This is a genomic window from Lederbergia citri (genome assembly GCF_018343625.1).
Taxonomy (GTDB): domain Bacteria; phylum Bacillota; class Bacilli; order Bacillales; family Bacillaceae_C; genus Lederbergia; species Lederbergia citri.
Map to the genome: position 1 here is coordinate 118,070 of NZ_JAGYPG010000002.1, position 14,676 is coordinate 132,745.

The 14,676-nt window shown below is 37.2% G+C and carries 14 protein-coding genes and 1 riboswitch; of the genes, 3 read left to right on the forward strand and 11 right to left on the reverse strand.

The features are described 5' to 3' along the window. Positions 1-85: 85 nt before the first annotated feature. From KHA97_RS09215 to KHA97_RS09225, 3 genes are read left to right on the forward strand one after another with little or no spacing between them, the layout of a single operon-like run. Positions 86-1,132 (forward strand): ABC transporter ATP-binding protein, encoded by a 1,047-nt coding sequence (locus KHA97_RS09215; protein ID WP_213124466.1) that lies wholly within the window; start codon positions 86-88, stop codon positions 1,130-1,132. Then, entirely contained in the window at positions 1,113-1,910 is a 798-nt protein-coding gene (locus tag KHA97_RS09220) for an ABC transporter permease (RefSeq protein WP_213124467.1), read from the forward strand. The genes KHA97_RS09215 and KHA97_RS09220 overlap by 20 nt, the downstream gene beginning before the upstream one ends. 12 nt (positions 1,911-1,922) lie before the next feature. Next, positions 1,923-2,720, forward strand: a complete 798-nt coding sequence (locus tag KHA97_RS09225; RefSeq protein ID WP_213124468.1) for an ABC transporter permease — start codon at positions 1,923-1,925, stop codon at positions 2,718-2,720. Positions 2,721-2,813: 93 nt separating this feature from the next. Here the strand turns inward: KHA97_RS09225 and sufB are convergent, their stop codons facing one another. From sufB to KHA97_RS09280, 11 genes are all read right to left on the reverse strand, one after another. Continuing rightward, positions 2,814-4,211, reverse strand: a complete 1,398-nt coding sequence (gene sufB, locus KHA97_RS09230) for a Fe-S cluster assembly protein SufB (RefSeq protein ID WP_213124469.1) — start codon at positions 4,209-4,211, stop codon at positions 2,814-2,816. Positions 4,212-4,230: 19 nt separating this feature from the next. Then, positions 4,231-4,668, reverse strand: coding sequence for a Fe-S cluster assembly sulfur transfer protein SufU (gene sufU / locus KHA97_RS09235; RefSeq protein ID WP_213124470.1), 438 nt, complete (start codon positions 4,666-4,668; stop codon positions 4,231-4,233). After that, a complete protein-coding gene (locus KHA97_RS09240) occupies positions 4,658-5,887 on the reverse strand; it encodes a cysteine desulfurase (protein ID WP_213124471.1) in 1,230 nt (409 codons plus the stop codon). Before KHA97_RS09240 ends, sufU begins: the two co-directional genes overlap by 11 nt. Continuing rightward, on the reverse strand, positions 5,887-7,197 hold the full coding sequence (gene sufD / locus KHA97_RS09245; RefSeq protein WP_213124472.1) for a Fe-S cluster assembly protein SufD: 1,311 nt from the start codon (positions 7,195-7,197) through the stop codon (positions 5,887-5,889). Before sufD ends, KHA97_RS09240 begins: the two co-directional genes overlap by 1 nt. A gap of 17 nt (positions 7,198-7,214) precedes the next feature. Then, entirely contained in the window at positions 7,215-8,000 is a 786-nt protein-coding gene (gene sufC / locus KHA97_RS09250; protein ID WP_213125717.1) for a Fe-S cluster assembly ATPase SufC, read from the reverse strand. Positions 8,001-8,623: 623 nt separating this feature from the next. Next, positions 8,624-9,283 (reverse strand): methionine ABC transporter permease, encoded by a 660-nt coding sequence (locus KHA97_RS09255; RefSeq protein WP_213124473.1) that lies wholly within the window; start codon positions 9,281-9,283, stop codon positions 8,624-8,626. Then, the gene (locus KHA97_RS09260) at positions 9,273-10,301 is read right to left on the reverse strand and encodes a methionine ABC transporter ATP-binding protein (protein ID WP_213124474.1); all 1,029 of its coding nucleotides are present in this window, start codon (positions 10,299-10,301) and stop codon (positions 9,273-9,275) included. Before KHA97_RS09260 ends, KHA97_RS09255 begins: the two co-directional genes overlap by 11 nt. A gap of 115 nt (positions 10,302-10,416) precedes the next feature. Next, complete coding sequence (locus tag KHA97_RS09265) at positions 10,417-11,244, reverse strand: MetQ/NlpA family ABC transporter substrate-binding protein (RefSeq protein ID WP_213124475.1); 828 nt, start codon at positions 11,242-11,244, stop codon at positions 10,417-10,419. 29 nt (positions 11,245-11,273) lie between these two features. Further along, positions 11,274-12,413, reverse strand: a complete 1,140-nt coding sequence (solA, locus tag KHA97_RS09270; RefSeq protein WP_213124476.1) for an N-methyl-L-tryptophan oxidase — start codon at positions 12,411-12,413, stop codon at positions 11,274-11,276. A 103-nt stretch (positions 12,414-12,516) separates the two neighbouring features. Beyond that, positions 12,517-12,624: riboswitch (SAM riboswitch) on the reverse strand. Positions 12,625-12,746: 122 nt separating this feature from the next. After that, a complete protein-coding gene (locus tag KHA97_RS09275) occupies positions 12,747-13,055 on the reverse strand; it encodes a thioredoxin family protein (RefSeq protein ID WP_213124477.1) in 309 nt (102 codons plus the stop codon). A 556-nt stretch (positions 13,056-13,611) separates the two neighbouring features. Further along, positions 13,612-14,526, reverse strand: a complete 915-nt coding sequence (locus KHA97_RS09280; protein WP_213124478.1) for a nuclease-related domain-containing protein — start codon at positions 14,524-14,526, stop codon at positions 13,612-13,614. Positions 14,527-14,676 lie beyond the last annotated feature (150 nt).

Genomic DNA, 14,676 nt, shown 5'->3' on the forward strand with positions numbered 1-14,676 from the left:
ATAAGAGGGTTTTTCGTATTTTTATAGAAGATTACTAAATATAGTATTTTTTGGTGAAATTTGTAATATGGAGGGACTTTCTAACATGAATTTAATCGAGGTAAAGGGATTAACGAAACAATTTCGTCACCCTATTAAAGATCCTGGTCTAAAAGGAGCCATTAAGCATTTATTTACACAAAAATATGCTGAAAAGCTTGCGGTCAACGATATCAATCTATCGGTCAAAGAAGGTGAAGCAATTGCCTATGTAGGTCCGAATGGTGCTGGGAAATCTACGACAATCAAGATGCTGACAGGAATTCTTGTCCCAACTTCGGGAACCATTACTGTAGATGGGCTTACTCCTTACAAAAATAGGATGGAAAACGCCCAAAAAATAGGTGTTGTGTTTGGGCAACGCACACAGTTGTGGTGGGACCTTCCCGTCATAGAATCTTTTTCTCTATTAAAAGATATTTATGAAATTCCAGATGATATTTATCAAGAAAATCTTAATCGCTTTAAAGATTTGCTCGGGCTCGATGAATTTCTCCACCTTTCAGCAAGAAAAATATCTTTAGGTCAAAGGATGAGAGCGGATCTTGCTGCGGCATTGTTACATAATCCGAAAATTGTTTATTTAGATGAACCAACAATTGGTTTAGATATCGCCGTAAAAGAACGAATTCGTACATTTATAAAAGAAATCAACCGTGAAAAAGGAACGACCATTATTTTAACGACCCATGATTTGGACGATATAGAAGATATTTGTGAGAGACTCGTCATTATTGATCAGGGACGCGTTATTTATGATGGTGAGCTTCAGGCTGTAAAAGATGCTTTTGTAAAAGAAAGAACGATTCATTTTCAAATGAAGGAGGCAATCCCTTCTTTAACTTCTTTAATAGATGGATTGCCGGGAGTAATATTAGAAAATGTTTCAGGACAGCAATTCTCTGTCCGCTTTAATCGTTTTGATATTTCTGCCGGAGAAATTGCTTCTTATGTTATGCAGCATGGCGAAGTAATCGACTTTCGCATTGATGAGCCTAAAATCGAACAAGTCATTAGAAAAGTGTATGACGGGAAGCTCGATTTAAACAGTGGCCAGGAGGAGGAAACTCGTCTTGTTCCAGAAAAAGTATAGGTCGATAGCTATGATTACGATGCAAAATACGATGGCTTATCGCTTTAACTATTTTATTAGTTTAATTTCCAGCTTAATCTTTATTTTAGCGATGTTTTATTTATGGAAATCGATTTACGCAGGAAGAACAGAGTTAGCTGGTTTTACATGGGATCAAATGAAAGCATACCTATTTATTACATTCCTAACGAATTCCTTAGTTTCATGGTATTCAGAAACAGGAATCTCTCGGAAAATACTAGATGGCAGCGTGGCAATGGATCTCCTAAAGCCTCTAAACTTTCAAAAAGCACGTTTAGCGGAAACATTGGGCTCCAGTATAGTAGAAGGATTAATTGGCGCTATTTTTGTTACCATTTTTGTTATTCTTTTTGCTGGAGTACTAGTACCGGACAATGCTTTTACAATTGTGCTTTTCGCTATCAGTTTGGTCATTTCTCTCGTTTTAAAATTTAGCATCGTCTATATTTTTTCATTACTATGTTTTTGGACGACGAGTGCAGTTGGGATTGCTTGGTCACGTGCGGCTATTACGAATCTATTTTCTGGTGCCCTTATCCCATTAACGTTTTTTCCTGATTGGTTGAAAGCTTTGGCGAGCATTTTACCTTTTCAAGGTATCGTCTATATACCGGCTTCGATTTATTTAGGAAAAATACAAGGTGTTGAAGCTGTACAAATGCTATGTTTACAACTATTTTGGGTGTTTGTCTTATGGATAGTAGGAAAAATCATGTGGAATTGGGCCGTCCGTCAAGTGACGATTCACGGCGGGTAAGGAGGAGATTCAATGAGACTAAAAAAATCATTATTTATTTATTTCCGCCTTATTAATCAGCATTTAAAAGCGATTTTGGAATACCAGGAAGATTTTTTAATTACACTAGTTGCCGCCATGTTAACTCAAATTCTTGGCTTTATTTTTCTATGGGTCGTATATCAACAAATTCCCGAGATTAATGGCTGGAGTTTTTGGGAGGTTGCTTTTATTTACGCAATGATCTTTTTTACTGAAGGGTTTGCTTCCTTATTTTTCGACGGGATATGGTCTATTAGCAGATTTGTAAATCGCGGAGAAATGGATCGCCTTCTTGTCAGGCCGGTACCTCCTATTTTGCAAGTATTAGGATCTGCCGTCGGAATGAATGGTGTTGGAAACATCTTTATTGGTGCAGTTATCATTTCTCAAGCACTCCGTCATATCACTATTAATTGGTCAGTAGGATTGGTCATAATAGCAATTATTCTATTAATTTCGGCTATCATTATTAGAGTTTCTATATACATGGCCGCTTGTTCATCCGTCTTTTGGACGCACAGTCCGGGGAACGCCTTTGGAAACATGGTCCACACCGTGAGCGATTTTGCAAAATATCCGATTACAATCTATTCATTAGGGGTCCAAGCACTCGTCGCAGTGATAGTGCCATATGCTTTCATTAGCTTTTTTCCGGCAGCGTTATTATTTGGAAAAACTGATTGGAGCATCTTTGGATATTTAACACCTTTGGTTGCGATATACTGTGCGGGAATGGCAACATTTATTTTCAATCGTGGATTGCGGAGATATGAAAGCGCGGGGAATTGAACACATTAAAAACATCCTCAAATATGTATATTTCGAGATTTGGGCAAAATAATACCCCGTCACTAACATTGATGTGACGGGGTTTTTGTTATATTAACCTATAGAACCTTCCATTTCGAACTTAATAAGTCGGTTCATTTCAACCGCATATTCCATTGGAAGTTCTTTTGTGAATGGCTCGATGAAGCCCATAACGATCATTTCTGTCGCTTCTTGCTCACCGATTCCACGGCTCATTAAATAGAAGAGCTGTTCTTCAGATACTTTCGATACTCTCGCTTCGTGCTCTAATGAGATGTTATCGTTCATAATCTCGTTGTATGGGATTGTATCGGAAGTAGATTTATTATCAAGAATAATAGTATCGCACTCAATTGTAGATTTAGCACCGTCCGCTTTACGTCCAAAATGAACGATTCCACGGTATGTTACTTTTCCACCATGTTGTGAAATTGATTTTGATACGATACTTGATGATGTATTTGGTGCAAGGTGCATCATTTTTGCTCCTGCATCTTGGTGTTGACCTTTTCCTGCAAGTGCAATGGATAAAGTCATTCCACGTGCACCTTCACCTTTTAACAAGACGGCTGGATATTTCATCGTTAGTTTAGAACCGATGTTTCCATCAACCCATTCCATTGTCGCATTCGCTTCACAAACCGCACGTTTTGTAACAAGATTGTACACGTTATTCGCCCAGTTTTGGATTGTTGTATATCGGCAATACGCATCTTTTTTAATGATGATTTCAACAACCGCACTATGAAGAGAGTTTGTTGTATATACAGGTGCTGTACATCCTTCTACATAGTGAACAGAAGCTCCTTCATCAACGATAATAAGTGTACGCTCGAATTGCCCCATATTTTCTGAGTTGATTCGGAAATATGCTTGAAGTGGTGTATCTACTTTCACGCCAGGAGGAACATAAATAAATGATCCACCTGACCATACCGCTGAGTTCAATGCTGCGAACTTATTGTCAGTTGGCGGGATAACCGTTGCCCAATGCTCACGGAAAATATCCTCATTTTCTTTCAATGCAGAATCTGTATCTTTAAAAACAATCCCCATATCTTCAAGGTCTTGCTTCATGTTATGATACACAACTTCAGATTCATACTGAGCAGATACCCCTGCTAGATATTTCTGTTCTGCCTCTGGAATACCTAATTTATCAAATGTTTGCTTGATTTCTTCAGGAACCTCATCCCATGTACGCTCAGTTTGCTCAGATGGTTTTACGTAATACGTAATTTCGTCAAAGTTCAATGAATTTAAATCTCCACCCCATTGAGGCATTGGCATTTTATAAAAGTGCTCGAGAGATTTTAAACGGAAATCAAGCATCCATTGAGGTTCTTCCTTCATTCTTGATATTTCCTCGACGATTTCTCTCGTCAATCCCCGTTCAGAACGGAAAATGGAGACGTCACGATCTCGGAAGCCATATTTGTAATCACCGATTTCTGGTGCTTTTTTAGCCATTCTTCATTCCTCCATTCCTTTAATGATGGTCATGTAATCCTTTTTCCATCGCTTTCCATGCAAGAGTTGCACATTTGATACGTGCAGGAAACTTTGAAACACCCTGCAACGCTTCAATATCACCTAAGTCTAGGTCTTCTTCATCATAGTCTTTACCTTGAATCATGTCGGAGAAAATATGCGAAAGTTTTGTGGCTGTCTCAACATCTTGCCCAATAATCGTTTGTGTCATCATCGATGCAGATGCCATCGAGATGGAGCATCCTTCACCTTCAAACTTTGCATCTGTTACCTTTCCGTCCTCCACCTTCATTGTAAGATGGATCCGGTCTCCACATGTCGGATTATTCATATCGACAGTCAGGTTCCCATCACCCAGGCTGCCTTTATTGCGCGGGTTTTTATAATGATCCATAATCACTTGTCGGTAGAGTGCATCTAGGTTATTAAAAGACATTCGTGAAATACTCCTTTGTTTTGACAAGCCCATCAACAAGCATATCAATGTCTTGTTCCGTGTTGTATAAATAAAAGCTTGCTCTTGCCGTTGAAGAAACATTTAACCACTTCATCAGCGGCTGGGCACAATGATGTCCTGCTCGAATCGCAATTCCTTCAGAGTCTAGAACAGTTGCTACATCATGTGGATGGACATCTTCTAGATTAAACGTAATAACGCCGGCTCTTTTTTCAGCCTCTTTTGGTCCGTAAATAGTGAGACCTTCAATAGATGACATTTTTTCGAGCGCATATGCTGCTAGACGATGTTCATGCTCTAAAATATTGTCTGTGCCTATTTTCTCTAAAAAATCAATCGCTGCACCGAGGCCGATTGCTCCTGCAATAATTGGGGTCCCGGCTTCGAATTTCCACGGAAGTTCTTTCCATGTTGATTCTTGCAGGCCGACAAAATCAATCATTTCGCCACCAAATTCAATTGGCTCCATCTTCTCTAAATGTTCTCTTTTTCCGTATAAAACGCCAATCCCTGTTGGACCACACATTTTATGTCCGGAGAAAGCAAAGAAGTCACAATTTAAATCCCGTACATCTACTTGCATATGAGGGGCAGCTTGTGCACCGTCCACAACCATTACGGCACCATTTTCATGAGCAATTGCGGCTAAGTCTTTGATTGGGTTGATGACTCCAAGGACATTTGACACATACATGATGGAAACAATCTTCGTTTTGGGCGTGATGGTTTCGCGAGCGTCCTCAAGACTAATTGAACCATCTTCTAGAAGTGGGATATATTTAAGCTTGGCACCTGTCCGTTTCGCTAACTGCTGCCAAGGGATAATATTACTATGGTGTTCCATATAAGAAATGACAATCTCATCATCTTCTTTGAGATTTTCCATTCCGTAACTAACTGCAACTGTATTGAGTGCAGTCGTTGTCCCTCTAGTAAATATAATTTCTTCTATTGAAGAAGCATTGATGAACTTTCTAACCTTTTCACGAGCCGCCTCGTACCTATCGGTTGCCCTCGTTCCTAGAGTATGAACCCCACGGTGAACGTTAGAATTATATTCACGATAGTATTCATCTAACACTTCTATTACCTGAACAGGCTTTTGTGAGGTCGCAGCGCTGTCCAGATATACGAGTGGATGCCCGTTTACTTCCTGGTCAAGAATTGGAAAAAGTTTGCGAACCTCATAATTGTTCATTATCTTAATTTCCTTTCGATAATGTCTGTAAGCTGTTTTTTTACAGCTTCTATTGGAAGATTTTCTACTACTGGAGCCAAGAAACCGTGAATAATTAACACTTCCGCTTCAGCTCGTGTAATTCCACGACTCATTAAATAGTAGAGCTGAATCTCATCAATACGTCCTACAGAAGCTGCGTGCCCTGCAACTACATCGTCTTCATCGATTAGTAAAATTGGGTTTGCATCTCCACGAGCTTTATCACTAAGCATCAATACACGAGATTCTTGTTCAGCATTTGCTCCTGAAGCACCTTTTTCAATTTTACCAATTCCATTAAAAATAGAAGAGGCAGCTTCTTTCATAACACCGTGCTTCAAAATATGTCCAGTTGAATTTTTTCCAAAGTGGACAATACTTGTCGTAAAGTTCTGTGTTTGTTCTCCTCTACCAACAACAACCGTTTTGGCATCACTGCTAGAACCATCGCCGATTAAGTTTGTAATATTTTCAAAGATCGTATTGCCATCGTTCATCATACCAAGTGCCCAATCAACCGTAGCATCTCTTCCTGTTACACCACGGCGATTTACATAGATGGTAGAACCTTTTGCTAATGTGTCGACAGCACCGAAAACGATTTTCGCATTATTGTTAGCGATGACTTCTGCTACAATATTTACAACTCCATTTACTTCTTCATTCGTTGAGATATAGTTTTCCACATATGTGACGGAACTATTATCATCGGCTACAACAAGTACATGGTTAAACATCGCTGCTTCTTTATCATCAAAAATAAAAACGGATTGTACCGGGTCTTTTACTTCTACGTTCTTCGGAATATAGAGGAACGCACCGCCATTTAGCAAAGCTGCATGTAAAGCAGTAAGCTTATGCTCATCGACTTTTACAGCATCTTTCATGAAGTACTTTTGAACAAGTTCAGGGTGTTCTTTTGCGGCAGTAAAAATATCCGTAAATATAACACCTTGTTTCTTTAATTCTTCCGAAAGAGATAGATAGGCGGCTGTTTGATTATGTTGAATATATAGATTTTGATTTGCTGTATCTATATTTACAAATGATTTTGCTGCCTCAGGTAATTCATCTAGCGATTGGAATTTGTTTCCTTCAGATTGATGCTTTGTAAATTCAGTAAAATTCCATTTATTGATTCTTGTTTTATCTGGTTTCGGCAAAGCTTTTTCATAAGCTAAAGCGAGCGCATTTACTCTTAACTCAGTAAGCCATTCCGGTTCGCTTTTTTGAGATGAAAAAGAACGGATATAATCCTGATCTATATTCATTTTTGTATCGATTGTCATTATGATCCTCCTTACACTTATGCTTCCTGACCAACTGTTTCGTCTTCAATCCCTAATTCAGCTTTGATCCAGTCATAGCCTTCTGCTTCCAATCGTTGAGCAAGTTCTGGACCGCCTGATTTTACAATACGTCCTTGCATCATTACATGGACATAGTCAGGAGTAATATAGTTAAGAAGGCGTTGATAGTGGGTAATAATTAAGCAGCCAAAGTCACTTGAACGCATTTCGTTAATACCTTTAGATACAACTTTTAGAGCGTCTATATCAAGGCCGGAGTCAATTTCATCCAAAATCGCGATTTGCGGTTGAAGCATCATCAATTGTAGAATTTCATTACGCTTCTTCTCTCCACCCGAGAAACCTTCATTTAAATAGCGCTGTGCCATATTCGGATCCATTTCAAGTAATTCCATTGTTTTATCCATTTCACGGATAAATTTCATTAATGAAATTTCTTGTCCTTCTTCTCTGCGTGCATTGATGGATGTACGAAGAAAGTCAGAATTTGTCACTCCGCTGATTTCGCTTGGATATTGCATCGCAAGGAACAAGCCTGCTCGAGCGCGCTCATCTACTTCCATTTCTAATACATCTTCGCCATCAAGTGTAATAGAACCACTTGTTACTTCATATTTTGGATGTCCCATAATGGCAGAAGATAAAGTTGATTTACCAGTACCATTCGGACCCATGATAGCATGGATTTCTCCACCTTTTATTTCTAGGTTTACACCTTTTAATATTTCTTTATCTTCAATTTCGACATGAAGATCCTTAATTGTTAACGTTGAAGCCATGATCATACCTCCGTATAAACAAAGTGATTTTCTTATTTTGATGAGTTCATTCTCAATTTATTCTCAATCCTTATCTTATATCATATTAAAATTATTATCAACTAGGAGGGAATTTCAATTCGAGCATACAAATCATCGCAATTTTAAAAGGGCCGACGCAAATTACGCCCGCCCTTTGGAATTAACGCATTCCTTCATTATATATAGAAATCAAGAATGTATTTTCCGTTCCAAATCCGATCTTAATCTTTGAGAAAGAACATACTCTTTTTCACGTTTTTTCTCAATTAAAACTCTTACCTGATGTTGGCGCTTATACGTTTCATATCCCACTCCATGTGCACCATACATCGCTTTTTCCATACCGTTTGTGTATTGTATATCTAAGGTATTAATAAAAAACCAATCCTTTCATTTGTCAGGAACCTAGGTGTCCTTATTTCGCTACCTTTATCACATTCCCAATTATATAGGAAAAAAACTTCGATGAAAATAAAAATTTTGAAGAAAAAAGTGAACAAATTTAGACTGGGAGTGGGTTTGAGTATGCATGTGTGCAATAACGACTATATTATTTTTTGATAAAATAGTACTAAAAAATTCCGAGCAATTATGCCCGGAATGAATTAATTTCTTCTTATTTTTTTCGCCATCATGTTTCCAAGCGATTGAACGATTTGAACCAATAAGATAAGCGCTATGACCGTAACGATTGTAACTTCTGTTTTAAATTGATTATAACCGTACGTAATGGCCATATCACCGATCCCACCAGCACCAACTGCCCCCGCCATTGCCGATGCACCGATAAGACCAATTGTTGCAATCGTTAAAGCTAAAACAATTGAACTTAGTGCTTCTGGAAGTAAAAAGCGCCAAATGGTTTGCCAAGGAGTAGCTCCCATCGCTTTTGCTAACTCGATTGTTCCGCTATCCACCTCGAGTAGCGAATTCTCAACTAAACGACCAATATAAAAAGCTGTATAGAGTACAAGTGGCACAATTGCCGCCGTCGTTCCTATCGCTGTCCCCACAATCAAACGTGTAAATGGTGTAACAGCCACGAGGAGAATGATAAACGGAATTGAACGAAATATATTAATAATTACATTCAGGATATTAAAGACTACTTTATTTTCTAAAATTCCATTTTCTCTTGTAATGACTAATATAACACCGATTGGTATTCCAATAATTACAGATATAATAAGACCAATCCCAACCATATAAAACGTTTCATTCAAAGCCTTAAAAAACTCAGGCCAAAACCAAGGCTCAAAGTGCATCTTGAGTTACCTCCCTTACAGTTGCCTCTTGATCTCTCATATACTGAACAGCACGTGCTATTTCTTCCGAATCTCCTTGTATATTTACTAACAAATTTCCGAACGGAATTCCTTGTAATTCAGTAAGCATTCCATGAAATACATTCAGATCTACTGAGAATTTTTTTGCGGTATCAGATAAAAGCGGAGCACTTGTAGAAATTCCTTTGAAGATAATCCGATACGTTTTTCCGGAATTTGCTTTAATTAACTCTTTAATAGAATTAGGAGTATCATCATTTAATACTGTTCTAACAAAACTTCTTGCAATCTCTGTTTGAGGCTCGGTGAACACATCGATGACAGAACCTTGCTCGACAATTTTTCCACCTTCAATAACAGCAACTTTATCGCACACATCTCTAATGACATTCATTTCATGGGTAATCATTAAAATGGTGACACCAAATTCTTCTCTAACCTTGCGTAATAACTCTAGAACCGATTCCGTTGTACTTGGGTCAAGTGCAGAAGTTGCTTCATCACATAAAAGGATATCAGGATCTGTCGCAAGTGCACGCGCGATGCCCACCCTTTGCTTCTGACCGCCTGATAGCTGTTCGGGATAATGATTCATTCTATCTTCCAATCCAACAAACGATAACAATTCCGTTACTTTATCCTTAATGAATTCCTTAGGTTTCCCTTCCAAAGTGAGCGGCATCGCCACATTTTGAAAAATAGTTTTCGAGTGCAATAAATTATAGTTTTGAAAAATCATGCCAATTTTCTTTCTTTGTTCCCGTAATTGCTTAGCGGACAAAGTAAGCAAATCAACACCATTGATCAAAACTTTTCCGGAAGTAGGGCGTTCCAATAAATTGACACATCGAATCAGCGTACTTTTACCAGCACCACTAAAACCTACTACTCCAAATATTTCACCTTTATCGACAGAGAGATTTATCCCTTGTAAAGCTGCAACTTGTTTCTCTTTATTTTTCCCATACACTTTATGAACATCCTGTAATACAAGCATATGCTTTCTCCTTAATCCGTTTAAAAATTTTCATCAAGCAATACGATTTTACATTATATCAGAAAATATATAAACCATTAGCCTGTTTTATAGAAAACAGGCTAATGGTAAAAGATTAGTTTTGTTTATAATCATCTAAGAATGAAATAGGTTCTCTAACTGGAACAGCAGCACCGCTAAATTCTTTTTCAATGAAGCTTTTTACTTCATCTGTATGATAGATGTCTACGATTTTCTTTAATGTTTCGTCATCTTTGCGTTTTGTTTGAGCTGCAATAATATTTACATACGCTTTATTGCTCGCATCTTCTCTAAATACTGGATCATTTGTAGGGTTTAGACCAGCATTAATCGCCATGTCAGAGTTAATGATAGAAGCAGTAGCATCGTCAAGACCGCGAGCTGTTTGTCCAGCATCTACAGTAGTAATCTTTAGATTTTTAGGATTTTCGACAATATTTTCTACTCCGCCAGTACCATCAAATCCATCTTTCAATGTAATAACGCCAGCTTTTTGCAGTAATAAAAGAGCTCTTCCTAAGTTTGTTGGGTCTTTCGGGATAACGATTTGATCTCCATCTTTTAGTTCATTAATATCTTTGATTTTTTTAGAATAAATTCCCATTGGCCAAATGTTTGTTGTTCCAATCGCAGCTAAATCTAGTTTACGATCCTTTTTAAAACTATCGAAATATACAACCGTTTGGAATGCATTAATATCAATTTCTCCGCTATCTACAGCAAGGTTTGGTTGAACATAGTCATCAAATTTTACAATTTCAATTTTAATGTCTTGTTTTTCAGCTAGTTCTTTTACAAGATTCCAAGTTGGAACTTCTGAAGTAGTTGTACCTACTTTAATAACATCTGATTTGCCTTTAGAGCCACATGCAGATAATACTAAAATTAATCCTAACAATATAACAGCAAATAATTTCTTCATTATAATATCCCTCATTCTATTTTTTGTTTTTATTGATTAAAACGACTTGGGTCAAACATGCCTATCTCTAGTGTCGGTGTTTTATCAGTCGCTAATTCTGCTGCAATTTTCCCCATTATGGGAGCAAACTTAAATCCATGCCCGGCCATTGGTCCGAGAAGAGTAACATTTGGCAATCCAGGCGCAGGTCCTAGGATAAAATGTTCGTCTGGTGTATTCGTGTAAAAACATGTTTTTGCTTTTACCGGAACAGGAATTAAATCAGGAAAATACTCTTTTACTTTTTCAGTGACAGGTTCTAGGTCTGACTCGTGGATTTCCCTATCAACTTCATCAGGATGATTGACAATTTGGCCACCGTGATGAAGGGCAACTTTGACTGTCTTCCCATCTACAGTAGGAAATCCGTAAAATCCAATTCCATCTTTCATTCGTGAAAATATCGGGAATTTTTCTGGTGTGAATTGCTCAGGATTTTTTGCATCATACCACACTAAAACTTGACGTTCGAGTGAAAGCGGCAATTTGAGTTCTGGAAGAATTTGGGACGTCCACCCTCCGGAGGAGACGATCACCTTTTTAACTCTAAACTGTCTATCTTCGCAAATAATCGTTACCCCATTTTCATCCGCTTCAATCTTTTCAACCGGACTTTCGGTAAAGATGTTTCCGCCTAATTCTTCTCCGCGTTTAACCGCTGTTTCAATGGAAAGCTCAGGTCTAAGGAAACCAGCAAATTCTTCATAGATCGCTACATGATTTTCTTTAAAATTAATTTGCGGATAAACTTTTTTCGCCTCAGATCCTGTGTACTTTTTGTGAGGTAGGCTAAATTCGTTAACACTAGCCTCAACATTTTTCATAAAAATATCACCTTTTGGACCAAACATCGTTCCGCCATTTTCGGTATATAACTCTACACCTGTTTCTCCCTCTAGTTCCCTCCAAAGCAATCTCGCTTCTTTTAGTAAAGGAACATATTCAACACCTTCGCCATAGGCTGTACGAAAAATCCTTGTTTCACCATGTCCGGCGCCTTTGTCATGACCAGGTCTATAACGGTCAAAGCCCACAACATTGACTCCCATTCGAGCCAATTGCCAAAAAGCAAAGCTCCCCATAGAACCTAAGCCAACTACCGCAACATCCCAATCCAACTCTTTTGTCATGATCTCACCTCGCTGTAAAAATAGGTTTGGAGAAGGTTTATTTTCAAAATAAAATGCCTTCCTGCAAAAATGAGCAGAAAGGCATAAATAATTAAAAATCCTTCCCTCATCTTTCAAAGCAACTACGCTTTGTGTGAATTGGCACCATTTCACATAATGTGACGGTTGCCGGGCTTCATCGGGCACATCCCTCCACCTCTCTTGATAAGAGTTTCAGATATAAAGTTGTAAGGTATGAAAGTCATATTATCATAGACTTTTATACGAGTCAACGGGATAAATGAAAAATTTCCTAGGAAATATATCGAAATTTTGTATTTTATAGTTCAAAAGTCAGTAGTACCTTGATATAAGTTCATGCAAATATGGTACTGATTGAAAAGCATAAATTTTTTCTTGGACCTTTCCTTCTTTTAAAATTATCAAACAAGGAACACTTTCTATCGCAAATAATTCGGACATTTCTGGCACATAATTTAAATCAGCTTTTCCAAAAGAAAGCTTGGGAAACATTTGCTCCACAACTGATAGCATCTTCCCTGCCACTTGACAGGTACCACAAAGTGGAGTGTAAAAATAAAGTATGGATGTTTCTTGTTGTTCAATCATTTCCATGATGACGTCTTTAGTTAATTGGTTCATTGAGGTGAGTTCATCCTTTTTGGGATATTCATTGTTGAATATCTCTGTTTCTCCTTACATTACAATAGTAAATATTGTTTAATGGAATTTCAATAATTTGATGGGAGATATGTTGAATCCATTATTATTAAATGAAGCCTCCTATTCTTGATTGAAATAAAAGGTTACGATAGGATTCGAAATTATTCATAATTTTGCTCTTTTCGTAGTGAAATGATGCTGGTTCTCGACTAATCGTGTATTTTAATTCTTTTCATTGAGAATTAACACCGAATTATCGACCAAATCTATATTTCCTTCTTTTCATCGAGAATTAACACCGAATTATCGACCAAATCTATATTTCTTCTCTTTTCATCGAGAATTAAGCACTAATTATCGATCAAATCTATATTTCCATTCTCTTCATCGAGAATAACCTCAAATTATCAACCAAATCGGTATTTTGATTTTATTATCAAGAACCATGGCCAGATTCAAATTCAAATGAGAATATCCTTATATAATGTCTCGAATGGCCGAAAGAAAAGAAAATACAATAAGAGATTTTTTTACCTTACTTCTTTTTTACGTAATATGATGATTTCGTACTTCCAATTTGAACAAATTCTTTTAATAGGATCTTTTGAATTGTTTCCGTAGTTTTTATTCCTTTACTCCATTCAAAGATCTCAGTTGTTGTAATTTTCTTTTCCGGAAAAAGAAGTCTAAATTCATCTACATTCCGTAAAACTGCCGACTCAATTTTTTCTAAATTCCCACAATTTTCACATACTACAAAGGACTTTTTACTTTCTAAATTAAATGAAGAACAAGCCGCACAAATTACTCCTTTTCGAAGTTCCTCATATGTATATTTCGGAATTTTATTCAAAGGAAAATCTTTTTTGTGTAGAGAAATAAGAATGTGTGCTAATTTCTGATGGTGTTCATTTATTATGGTTTGCATATTATCTAGATTATCGAAAAATCGGTTTAGTTGGGTTGGATATATTATTGGTAAATTTCGAGGGGCGTTGTATAAGTGGAAATCGGGATTAATGAAGATGAGATAGGTTTTTATGGGGATGTTATAACTGAGGTCCCTGAGCAGCCTTCGAAGCAAAAATTCACTTCTTTCCAGTTGTAATACTGGATTTTGTATTTCTGTACCGCTAGTGTAATACCAATTATCCTCTTCAATATAGCAATCTCCTTCATAACTTTTGATCTCAAACATCAAAATCATTTTTTCAGATATTAGCAGTGAATCGATTTGAAGGTTATTATTGTTGCTTTCCAACTGTAAATCATTAAGTACGAGCCAATCATTCTTTATTTTTCTTAAACGTTCATCAAACAATCGTTCTCCTTCATAACCTTTTTCAAGGTTTGCTAGATGTAACGCATCCTTAAAAGGCAACACTTTCCTAGAATTTAAAATTCTATAAACCATCAACTCTCTACTTTCAACACGCGTTTTAATTACCATTTTCCACATCCTTATCATTGTAATTATCTTAATTGTAAGAAATATTTAACATCTGTTCAAGATAAACAACAAAAGCGTAATTGCCTGTTTATAGACGTGGCAAAAATATCAGTTTCTGGAGCTAGACGAAAATTTTCCCGATAAGCGATA

Coding starts and splice junctions, on each gene's coding strand:
- KHA97_RS09225 (WP_213124468.1), top strand. CDS start 1,923: ATGAGACTAAAAAAATCATTATTTATTTATTTCCGCCTTATTAATCAG.
- solA (WP_213124476.1), bottom strand. CDS start 12,413: ATGACAAAAGAGTTGGATTGGGATGTTGCGGTAGTTGGCTTAGGTTCT.
- KHA97_RS09260 (WP_213124474.1), bottom strand. CDS start 10,301: ATGCTTGTATTACAGGATGTTCATAAAGTGTATGGGAAAAATAAAGAG.
- sufD (WP_213124472.1), bottom strand. CDS start 7,197: ATGACAATCGATACAAAAATGAATATAGATCAGGATTATATCCGTTCT.
- KHA97_RS09215 (WP_213124466.1), top strand. CDS start 86: ATGAATTTAATCGAGGTAAAGGGATTAACGAAACAATTTCGTCACCCT.
- sufU (WP_213124470.1), bottom strand. CDS start 4,668: ATGTCTTTTAATAACCTAGATGCACTCTACCGACAAGTGATTATGGAT.
- KHA97_RS09240 (WP_213124471.1), bottom strand. CDS start 5,887: ATGAACAATTATGAGGTTCGCAAACTTTTTCCAATTCTTGACCAGGAA.
- KHA97_RS09255 (WP_213124473.1), bottom strand. CDS start 9,283: ATGCACTTTGAGCCTTGGTTTTGGCCTGAGTTTTTTAAGGCTTTGAAT.
- KHA97_RS09275 (WP_213124477.1), bottom strand. CDS start 13,055: ATGAACCAATTAACTAAAGACGTCATCATGGAAATGATTGAACAACAA.
- KHA97_RS09280 (WP_213124478.1), bottom strand. CDS start 14,526: ATGGTAATTAAAACGCGTGTTGAAAGTAGAGAGTTGATGGTTTATAGA.
- KHA97_RS09265 (WP_213124475.1), bottom strand. CDS start 11,244: ATGAAGAAATTATTTGCTGTTATATTGTTAGGATTAATTTTAGTATTA.
- sufB (WP_213124469.1), bottom strand. CDS start 4,211: ATGGCTAAAAAAGCACCAGAAATCGGTGATTACAAATATGGCTTCCGA.